Genomic DNA, 18,994 nt, shown 5'->3' on the forward strand with positions numbered 1-18,994 from the left:
GACCCCGGCTCAGGGCCGGGGTGACGAAGCCTCAGGACCACGCCGATGCTCGCTTCCCTCCGCCGCGCGCTTCTCGCCGCAGCTCTCGTGCTGCCCACCGCCCTCCCCGCCCAGATCCTGCTCGCCCAGCCGCTTCCGGCGTGGGACAAGGTGCCGCTCGCCAAGGGCAAGGAAGCACCCGATCTGGTCCTGACCGGCACCGTCGATCGCTCCAATTACCAGCGCAACGTCGCCGTGCCGTTCACCGTGCCGAAGGGCGTGACGCGGATCGCGATCGAGCTCACCTATACCCGCCCCGACGGCAAGACCGTCATCAACCTCGGCCTGTTTGACGGCGAGCGGTTCCGCGGCTGGAGCGGCAGCAACAAGCATGCGGTGGTGCTGGACGAGACCAGCGCCACGCCGTCCTTCACCGCCGGTCCGATCGGCGGTCGCCGCTGGTCGCTAGACCTCGGCGTGTCGTACATCGACGAAGGCGCCACCAGCACCTACACTGCCAAGGTCTGGTTCTGGCGTCCCGGCGACGTACCCGCCGTTTCCACCTTCTCGCCCGAGCCACTCAAGGCTGAGCGCGGCTGGTACCGGGGCGACCTCCACCTCCACACCGGCGACAGCGACGGCTTCTGCGACAGCCGGCGCGGACGATCGGTCCCCTGCCCCATCTATCGCACGGTTGAAGCGGCGGAGAACGCCCGCCTCGATTTCATCGCCATCACCGATCACAACAACGTCGGCCACTATAATGCGATGCGCGAGTTGCAGCCGTTCTACGACAACGTGCTGCTGATCCCGGGCCGCGAGATGACCACCGAGCAAGGCCATGCCAACATCTTCGGCGCCACTGACTATGTCGATCACCGGCTCGGCGAGAAGACCATGCCTGACATGACGACGATGATCGACGCGTCGCACAAGGCGGGCGCTCTGGTCTCGATCAACCATCCCGGTGCCCCGAACGACCATCGCTGCCGCGGTTGCGGCTGGATCGCGCCGGCGGGTACGCGCGGCATGGTTGATGCCTTTGAGGTGATGAACGCGGGCAATCTGTGGAAGCAGCTCGCCGGCGCCGACCCGATGGAAGATGTTGTGATCTGGGAAAAGGAGATCGCTAAGGGCCGGCGCATTACCGCGATTGGCGGCAGCGACAATCACGACACGCAGCTCGGCCGTCTCGGCGTCGGCTTTCCCACCACCGTGGTGCGGGCGGACGCTTTGTCGGAGCGCGCGATCCTCGAATCGATCAAGGCGGGGCATGTCTGGATCGATTTAACCGGAAAGCCGGGGCGCAGCTTCGATCTGACCGCGCGCACAGCAAGCATGGAAGGTACGTTGGGCGATAACTTCACGCTCTCGGCCGGCCAAACGTTGCAGATGACGATCGAAGCCGCCGGCAGCAAGGGGGCGACGCTTGTCGGGCTGCTTGATGGCCAACCATCTGCCGCACTGTCGCTGGACACAATACCCGAAGGGCGGGCGCCGCTTTCCTGGACGAGCGATGGCGGCCGACACTGGATCCGCTTCGAAGTCCGCGAAGGCAGCAAGCGGGTTCTGTTGACCAATCCGGTCTACGTGAATTTCGGCTCGTGACGACCAACGTTTCGGCCGTCGTAGGCCGCTCGGCGTGAGCAGGGCCGACCACCGAACTGGCCATCGGTGGATCGCCCGCTTTCGCTCGCCGCGGCGCTAGGCTCTGTTTCGTTGATCGCGGAGCCGGGTCATGGAGGCGACGAGGTTGCTCATGCTCACCGGCTTGGAGAGATACGCGGCGGCGGAAAGGTCGGATGGAATGATCGACGCGTCATAGCCCGTCGCAAACAGGACCGGCACGCCGTCGCCAAGGAGTCGACGTCCGATCTCAAAGCTGGTCTCGCTCCCCAGATTGATATCAAGCACCGCCAGATCGGGCCGGCGATCGCCCATCAGCGCAAGCGCGGATTCCGCGACACCGGCTGGGCCGATGATCTCAGCGCCCGCCTCGCGCAAAGTGTCTGCCATGTCTTCGGCAAGATAGAAATCGTCTTCGGCGATCAGCACCATGCAGCCGTGAAGGGGCAATTGCGCGCTCAAAGTTCGTCCCTCGCCGTCTTGGGGAGCGGGGGGGAGTTGGTCTGCAGGATGCTATCGCCAGGCTTCAGCGGGAAGGCAATCCGGCAGCGCAGCCCATCCTCCTCCAGTACCAATTCCCCCTCCCCTCCCAGTTCATAGGGCACACGCCGCGTGATCAGTTCGGTTCCAAAGCCGCTCCGCGGCACCGCATCACTCGCGATCTCGACATTGGTTTCGCGCCATTCAAGCTCCAGCCAATCCTGCTCGTCCCGGACCTGAAGCTGCCAGCGTACGTCGATGTGCCCGTCGGGCTGGGCGATCGCCCCATATTTGCTGGCGTTCGTGGCAAGCTCATGCACGGCGAGTGTCACCACCTCGGCAGCCTTGGCGGAAAGGGTGATTTGCGGGCCTGCCACGTGGATCCTCGCGGGGGCCGCATCCTGCGCGGCAAGTTCATCCCCCACGATGCCTGCAACATCCACGCCCGCGCCTGCCGCGCGGGTCAGCAACGCCTGCGTCCGCGCCATGGATGCGATCCGCCCACTTAACCGGTCGCGAAACTCGCGCGTGCCAAGATCGACGTCGGCACGCTTGACGATGGAGGCGATCATCGCAAGCACATTGCGGACCCGGTGCTGCAGTTCCGCCAGCAGAACTGTCTGGCGTTCTTCATGGAGCTTCCGCTCGGTAAGGTCCTGCCCGATCTTCAGATAACCCCTGACCGTATCGTCGGGGTTTCGGAGAACGATCGTCTGCCCATCGACGAACACGCGGCGACCGCTCTTGGTGACATGCCAGCGGATATTGGGCGCCTTGCCCATCTCCCTCGCGCGCTTCACCTCCCGTTGAGGAATGCCACTTTCCTGGTCGCCGGGCGTGAAGATGCTTGCCACTGGCCGGCCGACGGCTTCTTCCTCGCTCCATCCGAACACTTCCACAGCGCCGGGGAACCAGTCGGTGATGATGTCGTCGGGGTCGGACAGGATGATGCCGAAGCCGTGCGCATTCTCGACCACAAGCCGGAACCGCTCGTCGCTCTGCTTCAGGTCGTTGACGATACGAAGCCGGTCGATCACCGGGCCCAGGACGGCGCAATAGGTACGCAGGAACTCGATATCCTCGTGGTCAAAACCGCGTGGCTCCTTTGCATCCACCTGGAGCAAGCCATAGGCCTTGCCGCCGGGCAGGAAGATGGGCGCGTTGACGATAGCAACCACACCATGTTCCTTGAGGAACTCGGGAAATTCGAACCTGTCTTCCTGATTAATGTCCTGAGTGATGACTGGCTTTCCCAGCCGCAGCGCGAATGTCTCGGAGGATTGATCGCGCAGGCTGAACTGGCGCCCAACCGTTCCCGCTTTCCAACCCACCCCGGCGCGCATCACAGCGGTTTCGCCGCCTGGTTCCAGTTCGAGCACCTTGGATAGGTCAGCGCCGAGTGCCCGACTGACCAACCGGCACCCTTCGGTCAGCACCTCTTGGAGATCGTCGCTTCGCAGCGCGAACTCACCGAAGTCGGCCAGAATGCGTTGCCGCTCAATGAGTGCGTCCCGGGTTACAGCCATGCGGCTTCCTTCTGCGTGGTGGGACAGACAACCAGCGAACACGTCAGTGGTGCCGTGCTGACCCGTCGTCCTCCGTCGATTTCCCAAGCAGCCCTGTTCGTTGCCTCGCCTCGCACGGGCCGAAAACGTTTTCGCTTGCCGTGGCCCATGAGACGATCCGTTCCAGTCACGCGGTTGCAGCACCTCGGGAACAGGGTGACACGTGAAATGTATTGCACTGTCTTACGTTCACTCGGAGGCCGGATGCCGCATCGGCAAATTCGTACCGTCTCGCTCAGCCAAGAACTGGATCGCTTCGTCTCCGATCAGGTGGCCTCCGGGCATTACTGCACCGCGAGCGAAGTCATTCGGGCCGGGCTACGGTCTCTGATCGCGCATCGTTCTGAACGTCGGCTCTCTCCTGCGGAGTTGCGCCAAGGATGATCGATGCGAACTTGGCGCAGCAGATCGTCGAAAGCTCCATCGACTTCGCGATCATCACCTTTGACGAGCGCGGCTTCATCACCAGCTGGAACCCCGGCGCGGAGGTGATCCTGGGCTGGTCGCCCGATGAGGCGATCGGGCAGCACGGCCGGATGATTTTCACCGAGGAGGATCAGACTGCGGGGTCCCCCGAGCACGAGATGGAGCGCGCGCTTACTGACGGCCGGGCCATTGACGAGCGTTTACATCTAAGAAGCGACAGCACCCGGTTCTGGGGCTCCGGCCTGATGATGCCGCTGAAGGCCGGCACAGGCTTCCTGAAGATCGTGCGCGATCGGACCAAGGAACGCGAGACGGAACGTCGGCTCACAATGCTGACCGACGCGCTGCCCGGGTTTGTGTTCGAAGCCGACACTGACGGACACTATGTGCGAACCAACGCCCGCTTCAAATCCTACACGGGAAGGGATGATCCGGAGCTTCTCGGTGACAGGTGGCTGGAAACGATCCACCCCAGGCACCGGGCCCGCACGCACGAAGCCTGGACGGAAGCGGTGCGGACGGGCAAGCCGTTCGAACAGACTTTCATGGTCGCAGGTCATGACGGCGAGTATCGTTGCTTCGCCTGCCGCGGCGTTCCCGAAGCTGACGATCAGGGCCGTGTGCTGCGCTGGATCGGAACATGCATCGACGTCGAGAACGAGGCGCAGGCCAAGGCCCTGCTTGAGGATCTCAACCGCTCGCTCGAGCATGCCGTCACGGACAAGGTCGCGGCGCTTGAGGAGTCGCGGCGCACCCTGATGTCGGAAGTAGCCGAGCGCGAGCGGATCGAGGAGGCGCTGCGCCAGAGCCAGAAGATGGAAGCCATCGGTCAGCTCACGGGCGGGGTGGCCCACGACTTCAACAATCTGCTGACGGTGATCCTCGGCAGCATCGACCTGCTCGGCCGTCCCGAGCTCGCGGAAGAGAAGCGGCAGCGCTACCTGGCGTCGATCAAGGAAACAGCAGAGCGCGCAGCCAAGTTGACCAACCAGCTCCTCGCCTTCGCCAGGCGACAGCCGCTCCAGGCGAAGGACTTCGACGTGGTCGAACGTCTGCACCTTGGGGGCGATGTGCTACGGACGGTTGCCGGATCGCGGGTCGAGATCGAATTCGACATCCGCTGCGAACCCTGCGTCGTGAACGCCGATCCCACCCAGTTCGACACCGCCGTCCTCAACATGGCAGTCAATGCGCGTGACGCGATGCACGGCGAGGGCAAGCTGACGATCCTGGTGGAGGAGCGCAGCGGTATTCCGGCAACCAGGGGGCATGCGGGGGCCGAGGGGAAATTCATCTCGGTTGCCATCTCCGATACGGGCACGGGCATTAGTCAGGAGGATCTGCCGAGAATCTTTGAACCTTTTTTCACGACCAAGGACGTCGGCAGAGGAACGGGCCTGGGGCTCAGTCAGGTCTTCGGCTTTGCCAAGCAATCGGGCGGCGAGATCGTGATCGACAGCGCGCCGGGCAGCGGAGCCACCTTCACGCTCTATCTGCCGCGGGCCGAGGACCGACACGTGCACGGCGATGCCGATCTCACTCCCCCCGCGGCTGCTGCGCCTCCGTCAGGCGGTGGATGCGTGCTGCTGGTCGAGGACAATCAGCTTGTCGGCGAATTCGCAGCGCAGCTTATCGGCGATCTTGGCTACGGCAACATGTGGGTGCCGAGTGCGCAGGAGGCACTGGCCCTGGTCGAGGCCGAACCTGACAAGTTCGATATCGTCTTCACCGATGTCGTGATGCCGGGCATTTCCGGCGTCGAACTTGCCGAGACGCTGCGAAGTCGCTTTCCTGAACTGCCGGTGGTACTGACCAGTGGGTACAGCCAGGTGCTCGCCGCAGAGGGCACGCACGGCTTTGAGCTTCTTCAGAAACCCTATACTGCCGAGGGTCTTGCCCGCGTCCTGCGGACCGCCACGACAAGTGAATGAGATGAACGACTTGGAACGGCAGCGCCTGGCTGCGCTGGCGCGCTATGACGTGTTGGACACACCGCGCGAAGCAGCCTTCGACGAGGTGGCGGCCCTCGCGGCCAAGCTCTGTGACGTGCCGATCGCAGTGGTGAACCTGATCGGCGAGGGTCGGCAGTTCTTCAAGGCCGAGGTCGGTCTGGGCGTTCGCGAGACGTCGCTCGAAACCTCATTTTGCGCCAAGGCGATCCTGGAGCGGGATTTCCTGCTTGTCCCCGACGCCACGCAGGACCCGCGCTTCAACTGCAATCCGCTGGTCGTGAATGAGCCACACCTGCGCTTCTACGCCGGCGCTCTGCTCAAGACAGAAGAGGGATTGCCGATCGGCACGCTGTGCGTGCTGGATCACCGCCCTCGGCAGCTCACGCAGGTGCAGCAGGAGGCGCTGTGCGTGCTGGCGCGGCAGGTCATGGCGCAACTGGAACTGCGACGCGCCCTGGAGGAGCGTGGCCGTCAGTTCGAAACCGCTGCCACAAACGAACATCGTCTCCGGCTGATCCTCGACAGCGCCCGGGATTATGCCATCATGACGATGGATACCGAGCGCCGGATCACCAGCTGGTCGGCAGGCGCGCAGGCCGCGTTCGAGTGGACCGAGCAGGAGGCGATCGGTCGTCCGATCGATGACATCTTCACGCCCGAAGACCGAGCAGCGGGTATCCCCGCCAAGGAGGCAGAGGAGGCTCTTGCGAACGGCTCCGCGCCGGACGTGCGCTGGCACCTTCGTGCCGATGGCACGCGCGTGTTCATGAACGGGTCGACGCATCCGGTCGTGACGGGGGAAGGCCAGCATGGCGGTTTCCTGAAAATCGCGCGTAACGAGACGAGCCAGCGCCGGCAGGCCGACGAACTCGCGCGAACCCGGGCCGAGCTGGTCGACAGCGAAGCCCGCTTCCGCAACATGGCAGACTACACCCCGGTCATGATGTGGGTTACGGACCCGAACGGCTATTGCACCTACCTCAACCGTGTCTGGTACGAGTTCACCGGCCAGCGCGAGGAAGAGGCGCTCGGCGATGGATGGCTGGCCGCGACCCACCCCGACGACAGGCCAATTGCCGAGCAGACGTTCATCGCGGCGAATGCCGCGCACAAGCCGTTCCGGATGGAGTACCGGCTGCGTCGGGCGGACGGCACCTATCGCTGGGCGATCGACGCGGCGAGCCCCCGCTTCGGCGCCGATGGCAAATATCTCGGCTATGTCGGCTCCGTCATCGACATCGATGACCGGCGCGAAGCCGAGGATGAGCTGCGCCGCGCAAAGACGCTGCTGGAAGCGGTAATGGAGGCGGTTCCCGGCGTGGTTTACGCCAAGAACCGCGAAGGACAGATGCTCGCCGCTAATCGCGGCACAGTGGAGCTGGTCGGCAAGCCGCTGACCGAGATTATCGGCCGTACTGATCGCGAGTTCCTCGACGATCCCGCCGAGGGCGAGGCGGTGATGGCCAATGACGCGCGCGTCATGGCGGAGAACCGCACCGAAGCGCTGGAGGAGGAAGTCACTTTCCCCGATGGGCGCCGGGCGATCTGGCTATCGACCAAGGCTCCCTTCCGGGACTCGCAAGGCACCGTAGTTGGGCTTGTCGGGTCATCGCTCGACATCACGGAGCGCAAGAAGGCGGAAGACCAGCTGCGCGCACTCAACGCTGACCTGGAGCGCGAAGTCGTCGAACGCTCCCGGGAGCGCGGCCTCATCTGGCAGCTCAGTCTCGATCTGCTGTCCGTCATCGACCTGGAATCGGCAACCTTCGTCGCCGTGAATCCGGCTTGGGCCGTTGCGCTGGGCTGGCGCATCGATGAGATCGAAGGCCGCCGGTACACGGACTTCTCCCACCCCGGGGATCTGAACACCAGCACTGAGGCGTTCGAGCGGGTGCGTGCCGGCAGTCCGGTGATGCAGTTCGAGAACCGCTACCGTTCCAAGAGCGGCGAATGGCGATGGCTGTCCTGGGTGGCCGTGCCCGAAGGTGGCAAGCTCTACTCCGTTACTCGGGATGTCACTGAGGAGAAGGCGCGCCAAGCCGAGCTTGAGGCAGCGCAGGAACAGCTCCGGCAAGCCCAGAAGATGGAGGCGGTCGGCCAGCTCACCGGCGGCATCGCGCATGACTTCAACAACCTGCTCACCGGCGTGATCGGGTCCCTCGACATGATGCAGCGCCAGATCGCCAAGGGCGATCTCAGCAAGATGGAGCGCTACACGACGACGGCGATCACGTCGGCAAACCGGGCAGCGGCGCTCACGCATCGCCTGCTCGCCTTCTCGCGTCGCCAGCCGCTCGATCCGAAGCCCGTGAGCGCGAACCGTCTGGTCACTGGCATGGAGGAGTTGCTCCGCCGCACGATTGGCGAGGCGGTGCGGCTCGAGATCGTCGCCGCGGGAGGGTTGTGGCATACGCTGTGCGATCCGCACCAGCTTGAGAGCGCGATCCTCAATCTTGCGATCAATGCGCGCGACGCCATGCCCGAGGGCGGCACGCTGACCATCGAGACCTGCAACGCGCATCTCGACGACGCCTATGCAGCGCGGCAACGCGAGGTGAAGCCCGGCCAGTACGTCTGCATCTGCGTAACGGATACCGGCGTCGGCATGACCGCCGACACGATCAGCAAGGCATTCGAACCGTTCTTCACCACCAAGCCGATCGGTCAGGGCACGGGCCTTGGTCTATCGATGATCTACGGCTTTGCGCGCCAGTCTGAGGGCTATGCCAAGATCTACTCGGAAGTCGGTAAGGGCACCACGTTCAAGCTCTACCTTCCTCGGCACTATGGCGAGGGCGAGGAAGATGAAGGCCACAACGTCGAGCTAGCGGATGAGCTTCGAGCCGAGCGCGGCGAAGTGGTCCTGGTCGTGGAGGACGAGACAGCGGTTCGTTCCCTCGTCGTCGATGTTCTTGAGGAGCTTGGATACCGGGCGCTGGAGGCGGTGGATGGCCCGTCAGGCCTCAAGATCCTGCAATCGAAGCGCCGCATCGACTTGCTCATCACCGACATCGGCTTGCCCGGCCTGAACGGGCGGCAGCTCGCCGATGCTGCACGCGAACGACGTCCCGATCTGAAAATCCTGTTCATGACCGGCTATGCCGAGAATGCCACCATAGCGAACGGCTTCCTCGATCCTGGCATGTCGATGATGACAAAGCCATTCGCAATCGACGCGCTGACAACCCGTATTCGGAGCATAATCGAGGCGGGCTGATCCCTTGCTTCGTGCCGGTGGTGCTTCGCCCTAGTCCGCGCGACGGTGCGCGCGCTGATCTACCAACCGGCGCGGGGGTGCTCGTCGCCGCCGGTTTCACGAAAAACTCTCACGCGGCAAGCACCGCCGCCATCGTCCCGCTTGCGAACCGCACGTTCTCGACGTTGCAAGGAGCGAACGGCGCAAGGTAACAGAGTCTCGCTCCAACGGTCGTCGCCGCCCCGGTATGCGGACAAGGAACGTCACCTATCATGCTCCACGCCCCTCCTCTCTCGCGCGCGCCGCTCGCGCCTGATGTGCTCGCCGAACTGGAAGCGCGCTTCGGTGCCGCGTTGCACCTGACCGACGCGATGCGCGAACAGCATGGCAAATCCGAAGCGCATTTCCCCACCGCGCTGCCCGACGCGGTGGTCTACGCTCGCTCGACCACCGACGTCGTCGATCTCGTGGCCCTGTGCACCGCGCATGATGTGCCAATCGTGCCCTTCGGCGCCGGCACGTCGATCGAGGGCAATGCGCTGCCCGTCCGCGGCGGGGTCAGCGTCGATCTGTCGGAGATGAATGCGATCCTCTCGGTCAATGCCGAGGATTTCGACTGCACCGTGCAAGCCGGCCGCCGCCGGGAGGAGCTCAACCTCCACCTCCGCGACCAGGGGCTGTTCTTCCCCATCGACCCCGGTGCTAATGCGACGATCGGCGGCATGGCCTCGACCCGGGCCAGCGGCACCAATGCCGTCCGCTACGGCACGATGCGCGAGGCGGTGCTCTCGCTCACCGTCGTCACGCCAGACGCCAAGGTGATCCGCACCAGCCGCCGCGCGCGGAAGTCCGCCGCTGGATACGATCTCACCAGGCTGTTCGTCGGCGCGGAGGGCACGCTGGGCATCATCACCGAAGTGACGCTGCGGCTGCACCCGATCCCTGAGCAGATTTCCTCCGCCGTTTGCGGCTTTGACAGCCTGCAGGGCGCGGTGGACACGGTGGTCCAGTCGATCCAGCTCGGTGTGCCGCTTGCCCGCGTCGAGATCCTCGACGCGATGCAGATCCGCGCCGTCAACCGCTGGTCGAAGATGGACCTGCCGGAGACCACCACATTGTTCTTCGAGTTCCACGGCACGCCCGCTGGCGTGGCGGAGCAGATCGCAACCGTCGAGGCGCTGGCGAGCAACAATGGTGGCGGCGATTTCGCCTGGTCGAACCTGCCCGAGGAACGCGCGCGGCTGTGGAAGGCGCGGCACGAGGCCTATTATGCCGCTGTGAACCTGCGCACGGGCGCGGTCGGCTGGTCGACTGACGTTTGCGTGCCGATCAGCCGCCTGCCCGATTGCATCCTCGAGACCCAGGCCGATCTCGCCACATCCAACGTTCCCGCGACGATCCTCGGCCATGTCGGCGACGGCAATTTCCACGTCATCTTCTCGATCGATCCCGACGCCCCCCACGAGTTCGCCGAAGTCGCCGCGGTCAACGCGCGCCTCGTCGAGCGCGCACTGGCGATGGACGGCACCTGCACCGGGGAGCACGGCATCGGCCTTGGCAAGCAGGACTGGCTCGTCGCCGAACTCGGCGATGCAGTGGACGTGATGCGCACGCTCAAGCGCGCGCTCGATCCGAAGAACCTGTTCAACCCGGGCAAGATCTTCGCTCTTTGAGAGCGCTCGCCCGATCGACAGGTGGCATCTCGCCGCAAGCAAAGCCGAGAAAAACGGCCGCTGACCTGGATCAAGGGACGGAACGACAAGCGCGCCAATGACTTGAGGATGGCATCCCCAACACACACGAGGAATGCCATGACCAACCGTCCCGAGCCGCCCTATCCCGAACAGCAGCAGCCGATGCCCGGCGCGACCGAGGCGATGGATCCGCGGCCCGATCATGGCGAGAACAGCTATGTCGGACACGGGCGGCTGCTCGACCGCCGCACGCTGATCACCGGCGGCGACAGCGGCATCGGCCGGGCGGTGGCGATCGCCTTCGCCCGCGAAGGCGCCGACGTGGCGATCAGCTACCTCGACGAACATGAGGATGCCGAGGAGACGAAGCGGCTGGTCGAAGCCGCCGGCCGCCGCGCCATCCTGCTGCCCGGTGACATCAGCGATCCCAACCACGCCCGCAAGATCGTCGACCAGACCGCCTCCGAGTTCGGCCGCATCGACGTGCTCGTCAACAATGCGGCGCATCAGGCGACCTTCGACAAGGTCGAGGACATCAGCGACGAGGAATGGCAGGTCACCTTTGCCACCAACATCCACGCGATGTTCTATCTGGTGAAGGCCGCGCTGCCGCACATGCAGGCAGGTGGGTCGATCATCAACACCACCTCGATCAACGCCGAGGATCCCAGCGAGCAACTGCTGGCCTATGCCACCACCAAGGGCGCGATCTACAATTTCACCGCCGGCTTGGGAAAGATGCTCGCCGAGCGCAAGATCCGCGTCAACGCAGTGGCACCTGGCCCGATCTGGACGCCGCTGATCCCGTCGACCATGCCGGTGGAGAAGGTGAAGAACTTCGGCGCGGACACGCCGCTGGGCCGTGCTGGCCAGCCCGCCGAACTGGCGGGTGCCTATGTGCTGCTTGCCAGCGACGAGGCGAGCTACATCACCGGCGCGACGATCCCGGTAACGGGCGGCCGCGCGTTCTTGTAACGCGACCGCCCGACACGCCGTTCGTCCCGAGCGAAGTCGAGGGACAGGCCCGGAACGCAGCAGCCGCGGCATGTCCCTCGACGACGATCGGGACGAGCGGACACCAACCGGGTGCCTGACAAAAGCAGACACGACAAAGGGCCGGGCGGCACCAAAGCCACCCGGCCCTTTGTCTATCCCATCAGCCCACCCGATCGGGCAGGCTGCGCCGGATCAGGCCAGCGCCGACAGGCGCTTGGTGAGGCGCGAGAACTTGCGGCTGGCGGTGTTGCGGTGGAGCACGCCACGCGCCACGCCGCGTGCCAGCTCCGGCTGCACCGCTGCGAGGGCTGCCGTTGCCGCCGTCTTGTCACCCGCTGCGAGCGCTGCCTCGACCTTCTTCACGAAGGTACGGATGCGGCTCACGCGCGCACCATTGATCTCGGCCCGGCGCTCGTTGCGGCGGATGCGCTTCTTCGCTTGCGGCGTGTTCGCCATTTATAGTCCTCGAATATCGGTCGATGAAAAAAGGGCGGCGGGAACACCCATCGCCCTGGAAGACGCGGCCCTTAACGTCATTGGGCGAGTCGGTCAACCACGCTGGCAGGTCGGGCACCAGAAGGTGGAGCGCCCGCCTTCTGCATAGCGCTGCACGGTGCCACCACAGCTGCACGGCTGTCCTTCGCGTCCGTAAACCGCGAATTGCTTGGAGAAATAGCCGAGCTCGCCGTCGGGCCGGGCATAGTCCCGCAACGACGATCCGCCAGCCTCGATCGCAGACAGCAGCACCGCCCGAATCGCCTCCACCAACCGTTCCAGCCGCGCCAACGCGATACGGCCGCCTGCACGCTTGGGCGAGATCCGCGCCATGTAGAGCGCTTCGCACACGTAGATATTGCCGAGCCCCGCGACGATCCGCTGATCGAGCAGCATGATCTTGATCGACGCCCGCCGGCCGGTCAGCGCCTGCTTGAGCCACCCAGCGGTCAGATCCGGGCCAAGCGGCTCCGGCCCAAGCCCGGCAAAAGCCGGAAAGGCGTCCAGCTCGTCCGTCCGCCATAGGTCGACCGACCCGAAGCGCCGCGGATCATTGAGCGTCACCCGCCGCCCGGCGGTCGTCTCGATGACAAGATGATCGTGCGCCAGCAACTCGCCAGGATCGACTCGCCATCGCCCCGACATGCCGAGGTGAAAGATCATCGTCTGCTCTCGATCGGTATGGAGCAGGCCATGTTTGGCGCGCCGCCCCAGGCTGGTGATCGTCGCCCCCGTCATCGCCTGGCGCAGGTCCGCCGGAAACGGCCGCCGCAAATCCCCACGCCGCGGCTCGATCGCAGCGATCCGCGCGCCTTCCAGGACGGGGCGCAGGCCGCGAACGGTGGTCTCGACTTCGGGTAGCTCGGGCATGCGCCCCCTCTAGGTTGTGTCGCCATTTCGTTCAGACCGAGCCGAAAATGGTGGTTTTGCGCGACCCGGCGCGCAGCGTACTTCAGTACGTGAGCACCGGAAGCGCGCGGGAGCGCCATTTGCAGGCCGGTATGGGCGGAATGGCGATACAACCTAGCCCCCTGCCCCCCGCATCGCTAGAGCCACCGGCATGAGCGAAACCGTCTCCTTCGGCTACGAAGACATTCCCGCGACTGAGAAGACCGCGCGCGTCGGCGGCGTCTTCACCAATGTCGCCAGCCGCTACGATCTGATGAACGATGCCATGTCAGGCGGCATGCACCGTTTGTGGAAGGATCGCTTCGTGCGCCGTGTAAAGCCGCGCGCCGGCGAGCAGATTCTCGACATGGCCGGCGGCACCGGCGACATCGCGTTCCGCCTCCAGGAATCGGGCGCATCGGTGACGGTGGCCGACATCAACCCCGCCATGCTCGAAGTCGGCATGAAGCGGGCGCAGGAGCGCGGGCTCGACGGGCTGGTGTGGACCGAAGCGAATGCCGAGGTGCTGACATTCCCGGATCGCTTCTTCGACGCCTATACCATCGCGTTCGGCATCCGGAACGTGACGGACATTCCTGCCGCGCTACGCGAAGCACATCGCGTGCTGCGCCGCGGCGGCCGCTTTTTCTGTCTCGAATTCTCGACCACCACCTGGCCGGGGTTCAAGGAAGTGTACGACGCTTATTCGCACAAGATGGTGCCGAAGCTCGGCCAGCTCCTGGCACAGGACGCGGACAGCTACCGCTACCTGATCGAATCGATCCGCCGCTTCCCGGACATGCCCGCCTTCGAGGCAATGATCCGCGACGCCGGCTTCGTCCAGACCAAGGTGGAACCGCTCCTCGGCGGCCTCGTCGCCATCCACAGCGGCTGGAAGATATGAACGACGCCGCACTCCCCTCCCGCTTGCGGGAGGGGTCGGGGGTGGGCACGGTCGAGGGGATCCGGCGCCCCACGACCCGCGCGCAACAGCTCCGACGCGAGTCAACACCGGCAGAACGCCGGTTGTGGCAGGAACTCTCCGCCTCGAAGCTGGGCGCGAAGTTCAGCCGGCAGATGCCTGTCGGACCGTACATCTGCGATTTCCTAAGCCGAAGCGCGATGCTGGCGATCGAACTCGACGGCGACACGCGCGCAACGCAAGTTACCCACGATGCCAAGCGCGATGCGTTCCTGCGCGAACGCGGCCTGACGATCCTCCGCTTCTCCAACGCCGACGTGATGGGCAACCTCGAAGGCGTGACCCATCGCAGCCGCGACGCCCTGTCGATAGCCCCACCCCCGACCCCTCCCGCAAGCGGGAGGGGAGAAGAATGACCCATCCCGTCGTTCACACGTGGCGGCTCCTGAAATGGGGTCGCACGCTGGCCCGGCACGGCGCATTGCAGGGGCTGGAGCGCGATCCGAACACGCCGGCCAAGCTGCGTCGCCTGTTGCGGCTCGCCCGCGTCGGCGCGCGCGTGCCGGCACAGCCGCGCTACGCCGATGCGTTCGAGGCGATCGGCCCGGCGGCGGTGAAGTTCGGCCAGACGCTCGCTACCCGCCCCGACATCGTCGGCGACGAAGCCGCGCTGGACCTGTTCCGCTTGCAGGATGCGCTGCCTGCGCTTCCGTTCGACGTCGTCCGCCCGCAGATCGAGGCGAGCCTGGGCCGTCCGATCGAGACGCTATTCGCCAGCATCGATGAAACGCCGGTGGGCGCCGCATCGATCGCCCAGGTCCACCGGGCCGTGACGATCGACGGCCGCACCGTCGCGGTAAAGGTACAGCGCCCCGGCGTGGAGGAGGATTTCGCCCGCGCCATCGACACCTACGAATGGGCGGCAGCCCAGGTCGAACCGATGGGCGGCGAGATTGCTCGCCTGCAACCGCGCCTCGTCATTGCGACCTTCAAACGCTGGACTGCGCGCGAGCTCGACTTCCGCCGTGAGGCCGCCTCGGCCAGCGAACTCGCGGAAGGCATGGCGTCCGAGCCGAATTTCCACGTTCCCGCGATCGATTGGGCGCGCACCTCGGGCAAGGTGCTGACGCTTGAATGGATCGACGGCATCAAACTGTCGAACCACGCCGCGCTGCGCGACGCCGGCTATGATCTGCCGCAACTCGCCGAAACGCTGATCCACGCCTTCCTGCGCCAGGCGATCGCGGAGGGCTTTTTCCACGCCGATCTCCACCAGGGCAACCTCTTCGCTTTGCCGGGCAATCGCATCGCGGCGATCGATTTCGGCATCATGGGCCGTATCGATCGACGCGCGCGCATTTGGCTGGCGGAGATCCTTTACGGCCTGATCACCGGCAATTACCGCCGGGTCGCCGAGATCCATTTCGAGGCTGGCTACGTCCCGCCGCACCACAATGTCGCCGAATTCGCCACCGCGCTGCGCGCCGTTGGTGAGCCGATGCGCGGCTTGCCGGTGAAGGAAATGTCGATCGGGATGATGCTCGACGGGCTGTTCTCGATCACCCGCGATTTCGACATGGTGACTCAGCCGCACCTGCTGCTGCTGCAAAAGACCATGGTGATGGTGGAGGGCGTCGCTACCGCGCTCGATCCCGACATCAACCTGTGGGACACCGCCGGCCCGTTCGTCGAGGAATGGATCCGCACGGAACTCGGCCCCGAAGCGGCTATCGCCGACCGGATCGTCGCGGACGTGAAGACCTTGTATCGCCTGCCGGAGCTGGTCCGCCGCATCGAGGCTCGCTTCCCGCCACCAGGCGGCGCGCCTCCCGCCCCGCCGCTGCGCGAGATCGAAGTGGTGCGGATCGGCGGCGGCTGGCGCTATGTCGCCGTTGCGCTGGCGAGCGCCGCGGCCAGTGTAGCCGCAACAATGGCGATCATGGCTTCGTGAGGTCGGCGGCGCCGCTTCTCCTGGCGCAACCGTCCCGCTTCGCCGGTTGGCCGCGCCAGAGTGCGGTCGTGGCGCTGGCGGCGCTTGCGGCCCTGCTGCTCACGTCCTTGCTGGCGTTGGGCGTTCCCGATGCCGTGCACGCGCTGGGCGTGTCGCCGAGCGACCCGGGCGAGCAGACCGACCTCATCCTCTACGGCAGCATCGTCGATGGCATCCGGCACGGCGGCAATTACTATCTCGTCGCGGCGGATGCGCTGCGATCCGGTGACTATCCGCTACAGCCGTTCGTTACCTTTCGCCTGCCGACTCTCGCCATGGTGCAGGCGATCCTGCCGCCCGTGGTGATCACCGGCTTGCTCTACGCGCTCGCCGCGGGCGTCGTGATCGCCTGGCTGGTTCGCCTGCGGCCGCTATTTGCCCGGCCGATCCCGCACATGATCGCGATGCTGCTGCTGCTCGGCGGATTGATCGCCTTCACGCAGTCGCATCTTGCGCTCTTTCACGAGATTTGGGCCGGATTACTGATCGCCTTCAGCCTCGCAGCGAGGCGCCCCGGGCGCTGGATCGAGTCGGTCGCGCTTGGGCTGATGGCGATGCTGATCCGCGAAACCGCCGCATTGTACGTCGGCGTGATGTTCGTCCTCGCGCTGTTTGACGGATCACGGCGGGAGGCGGCGGGCTGGTTCGGCGCGACACTGGTGCTGGCGGTCGCGGTCGCCCTTCACGCCTCGGCCGTAGCGGGCGTGGTTCGCCCGTTCGATGCCGCCTCGCCCGGCTGGGCCGGGATGCTCGGCTTCGGCCTGTTCGTAAAGGCAATGACGCTCGCCACCGCGCTCACCCTGCTGCCGTCTGCGCTCGCGGCCCTGCTGACGGCGCTGGCGCTGTTCGGCTGGGCGGCATGCCGCGGCGGGTTTGCGCTTCGCGCATTCGCTACCTTGTGCGCTTATGCCGTGCTGATCGGCGTGTTCGGGCGCGCCGATACCTTTTACTGGGGCCTGCTCGTCGCGCCCCTGCTGCTCGTCGGCCTCGCATTCGTGCCCGACGCGATCCGCGATCTCACCCGCGCCGCGCTCGACAGGCGCCGCATCACCGTGACAAGAACCGCATCATGAGCCGCATCCTCCTCATCGTCGGCGGCGGCATCGCCGCCTACAAGGCGTGCGAGATCGTACGCCAGCTGCGCAAGGCCGGCCACGGCGTCCGCTGCGTGTTGACGGAGGGCGGCAGCCATTTCGTCACCGCCATGACGCTGGCCGCCCTGTCGGAGGAAGAGGTCCACACCACCTTGTGGGATCTCAAGGATGAAGCCGAGATGGGGCATATCCAGCTCAGTCGACAAGCCGATCTGGTCGTGGTCGCCCCCGCCACCGCGGATCTGATGGCGCGCATGGCCGCCGGCCTCGCCAATGATCTCGCCACCACCCTCCTGCTCGCCACCGACAAGCCGGTGCTGGCCGCCCCGGCGATGAACGTGCGCATGTGGCTCCACCCCGCAACGCAGCGCAACGTCGCGCAGCTGCGCGCCGACGGCGTGACGGTGATGGAGCCGGACGAGGGCGCCATGGCGTGCGGCGAATACGGCCCCGGCCGCCTACCGGAGCCAGTAGCGATCGTGGCCAGGATCGAGAGCCTTCTCCCCTCCCGCTTGCGGGAGGGGTCGGGGGTGGGCCCATCCACGGGCACCATCGTCCAGCCAACAGCCCCACCCCTAACCCCTCCCGCAAGCGGGAGGGGGACGCTAGGCGGCAAACACATCCTCGTCACCGCCGGCCCGACGCACGAGCCGATCGACCCGGTGCGCTACATCGCCAACCGCTCCTCCGGCAAACAGGGCTTCGCCATTGCCGGCGCGCTCGCCGCGCTGGGCGCCCGCGTCTCGCTGATCGCCGGCCCTGTGACATTGGTGACCCCGCCGGGTGTCACCCGCGTCGATGTGGAGACCGCGCGCGAGATGGCAGCCGCGGTCGATGCGGCGCTGCCCGCCGACGCCGCGGTGATGGTCGCCGCCGTGGCGGACTGGCGCGTCGAGGGAACCGCCGAACAGAAATTGAAGAAGGCAGCAGGCGGCATCCCCGCCCTGCCCCTTGTCGAAAACCCCGACATCCTCGCCACGCTCGGTCACGGCAAGCGGCGCCCGTGCCTGGTCATCGGCTTCGCCGCCGAAACCGAGAACGTCATCGCGCATGCCACGGACAAGCTCGCGCGCAAGGGCGCGGACTGGATCGTCGCCAACGATGTGTCGGGTGACGTGATGGGCGGCGATGCGAATACCGTCCATCTGGTCTCGGCAGACAAGGTCGAGACCTGGGATCATATGCCAAAGAACGATGTGGCCGCCCGGCTCGCCGCGCGCATCGCCTCGGCGCTGGAGAACATGCCGTGATTGCCATCCGTATCCTTCGCCTGCCGCATGGCGAGGGCCTGCCGCTGCCCGCTTATGCGACCGCTGGCGCCGCCGGCATGGATGTCGTCGCTGCCGAGGACGTAACGCTCGCCCCCGGCGGGCGCCATGCGGTGGCGACCGGTTTCGCGATGGCGATCCCTGAAGGTCACGAGGTGCAGGTTCGCCCGCGATCCGGCCTCGCCCTGAAACACGGCATCACGTGCTTGAACACGCCAGGGACCATCGACAGCGATTATCGCGGCGAGGTGAAGGTGATCCTGGCCAATCTCGGCGACGTGCCGTTCGAGGTGCGGCGTGGCGAGCGCATCGCGCAATTGGTGCCCGCCCCGGTGTTGCGGGCGATGCTGGACGAGTGCGCGCAACTGGACGATACTGCCCGCGGCATTGGTGGATTCGGGTCAACGGGGCGGTGAACGGGCT

Annotated in this window: 16 protein-coding genes; 12 read left to right on the top strand and 4 right to left on the bottom strand. The window is 65.7% G+C overall.

Annotated features, from left to right (window positions below):
- The first annotated feature begins 45 nt into the window (after nucleotides 1–45).
- Nucleotides 46–1,587, top strand: coding sequence for a CehA/McbA family metallohydrolase (locus SPHI_RS02315; protein WP_083719647.1), 1,542 nt, complete (start codon nucleotides 46–48; stop codon nucleotides 1,585–1,587).
- A gap of 96 nt (nucleotides 1,588–1,683) precedes the next feature.
- Here SPHI_RS02315 and SPHI_RS02320 read toward each other — a convergent pair whose 3' ends face one another.
- Nucleotides 1,684–2,037 carry a response regulator gene (locus tag SPHI_RS02320; protein WP_076743296.1) on the bottom strand — a complete coding sequence of 118 codons (354 nt, stop codon included), beginning with the start codon at nucleotides 2,035–2,037 and terminating at the stop codon, nucleotides 1,684–1,686.
- Nucleotides 2,038–2,063: 26 nt separating this feature from the next.
- Nucleotides 2,064–3,794, bottom strand: coding sequence for a sensor histidine kinase (locus tag SPHI_RS02325; protein ID WP_144036141.1), 1,731 nt, complete (start codon nucleotides 3,792–3,794; stop codon nucleotides 2,064–2,066).
- 60 nt (nucleotides 3,795–3,854) lie between these two features.
- Between SPHI_RS02325 and SPHI_RS15465 the strand changes: the two genes are divergently transcribed.
- The 5 genes from SPHI_RS15465 to SPHI_RS02350 all read left to right on the top strand — a co-directional run bounded on the left by SPHI_RS15465 (nucleotide 3,855) and on the right by SPHI_RS02350 (nucleotide 11,893).
- Complete coding sequence (locus SPHI_RS15465; protein ID WP_076743298.1) at nucleotides 3,855–4,034, top strand: type II toxin-antitoxin system ParD family antitoxin; 180 nt, start codon at nucleotides 3,855–3,857, stop codon at nucleotides 4,032–4,034.
- Nucleotides 4,031–6,007 carry a hybrid sensor histidine kinase/response regulator gene (locus SPHI_RS02335; RefSeq protein WP_076743299.1) on the top strand — a complete coding sequence of 659 codons (1,977 nt, stop codon included), beginning with the start codon at nucleotides 4,031–4,033 and terminating at the stop codon, nucleotides 6,005–6,007. Before SPHI_RS15465 ends, SPHI_RS02335 begins: the two co-directional genes overlap by 4 nt.
- 1 nt (nucleotide 6,008) lies before the next feature.
- Nucleotides 6,009–9,245 carry a PAS domain S-box protein gene (locus tag SPHI_RS02340; RefSeq protein ID WP_076743300.1) on the top strand — a complete coding sequence of 1,079 codons (3,237 nt, stop codon included), beginning with the start codon at nucleotides 6,009–6,011 and terminating at the stop codon, nucleotides 9,243–9,245.
- A gap of 251 nt (nucleotides 9,246–9,496) precedes the next feature.
- Nucleotides 9,497–10,897 carry an FAD-binding oxidoreductase gene (locus tag SPHI_RS02345; RefSeq protein WP_076743301.1) on the top strand — a complete coding sequence of 467 codons (1,401 nt, stop codon included), beginning with the start codon at nucleotides 9,497–9,499 and terminating at the stop codon, nucleotides 10,895–10,897.
- Between the two features lie 138 nt (nucleotides 10,898–11,035).
- Nucleotides 11,036–11,893, top strand: a complete 858-nt coding sequence (locus tag SPHI_RS02350; protein ID WP_076743302.1) for an SDR family oxidoreductase — start codon at nucleotides 11,036–11,038, stop codon at nucleotides 11,891–11,893.
- 213 nt (nucleotides 11,894–12,106) lie between these two features.
- Here SPHI_RS02350 and rpsT read toward each other — a convergent pair whose 3' ends face one another.
- Both rpsT and mutM read right to left on the bottom strand, forming a co-directional pair.
- The gene (rpsT, locus tag SPHI_RS02355; protein WP_076743303.1) at nucleotides 12,107–12,370 is read right to left on the bottom strand and encodes a 30S ribosomal protein S20; all 264 of its coding nucleotides are present in this window, start codon (nucleotides 12,368–12,370) and stop codon (nucleotides 12,107–12,109) included.
- A 93-nt stretch (nucleotides 12,371–12,463) separates the two neighbouring features.
- Nucleotides 12,464–13,279 (bottom strand): bifunctional DNA-formamidopyrimidine glycosylase/DNA-(apurinic or apyrimidinic site) lyase, encoded by an 816-nt coding sequence (gene mutM, locus SPHI_RS02360; RefSeq protein WP_076743304.1) that lies wholly within the window; start codon nucleotides 13,277–13,279, stop codon nucleotides 12,464–12,466.
- Nucleotides 13,280–13,469: 190 nt separating this feature from the next.
- Here mutM and SPHI_RS02365 point away from each other — a divergent pair, with 190 nt between their 5' ends.
- Genes SPHI_RS02365 through dut form a run of 6 tightly spaced genes read left to right on the top strand, consistent with a single transcriptional unit; the run spans nucleotide 13,470 to nucleotide 18,987 of the window.
- The gene (locus SPHI_RS02365) at nucleotides 13,470–14,201 is read left to right on the top strand and encodes a class I SAM-dependent methyltransferase (RefSeq protein WP_076743305.1); all 732 of its coding nucleotides are present in this window, start codon (nucleotides 13,470–13,472) and stop codon (nucleotides 14,199–14,201) included.
- A complete protein-coding gene (locus SPHI_RS02370; protein WP_083719653.1) occupies nucleotides 14,198–14,635 on the top strand; it encodes an endonuclease domain-containing protein in 438 nt (145 codons plus the stop codon). The genes SPHI_RS02365 and SPHI_RS02370 overlap by 4 nt, the downstream gene beginning before the upstream one ends.
- Nucleotides 14,632–16,170 (top strand): 2-polyprenylphenol 6-hydroxylase, encoded by a 1,539-nt coding sequence (gene ubiB, locus SPHI_RS02375; RefSeq protein WP_076743306.1) that lies wholly within the window; start codon nucleotides 14,632–14,634, stop codon nucleotides 16,168–16,170. Before SPHI_RS02370 ends, ubiB begins: the two co-directional genes overlap by 4 nt.
- Nucleotides 16,167–17,282 (top strand): glycosyltransferase family protein, encoded by a 1,116-nt coding sequence (locus SPHI_RS02380; RefSeq protein WP_076743307.1) that lies wholly within the window; start codon nucleotides 16,167–16,169, stop codon nucleotides 17,280–17,282. Before ubiB ends, SPHI_RS02380 begins: the two co-directional genes overlap by 4 nt.
- Nucleotides 17,279–18,553 carry a bifunctional phosphopantothenoylcysteine decarboxylase/phosphopantothenate synthase gene (locus SPHI_RS02385; RefSeq protein ID WP_076743308.1) on the top strand — a complete coding sequence of 425 codons (1,275 nt, stop codon included), beginning with the start codon at nucleotides 17,279–17,281 and terminating at the stop codon, nucleotides 18,551–18,553. Before SPHI_RS02380 ends, SPHI_RS02385 begins: the two co-directional genes overlap by 4 nt.
- A complete protein-coding gene (gene dut / locus SPHI_RS02390; RefSeq protein WP_076743309.1) occupies nucleotides 18,550–18,987 on the top strand; it encodes a dUTP diphosphatase in 438 nt (145 codons plus the stop codon). The genes SPHI_RS02385 and dut overlap by 4 nt, the downstream gene beginning before the upstream one ends.
- Nucleotides 18,988–18,994 lie beyond the last annotated feature (7 nt).

Source organism: Sphingomonas jeddahensis (genome assembly GCF_001981525.1).
Classification (GTDB): domain Bacteria; phylum Pseudomonadota; class Alphaproteobacteria; order Sphingomonadales; family Sphingomonadaceae; genus Sphingomonas; species Sphingomonas jeddahensis.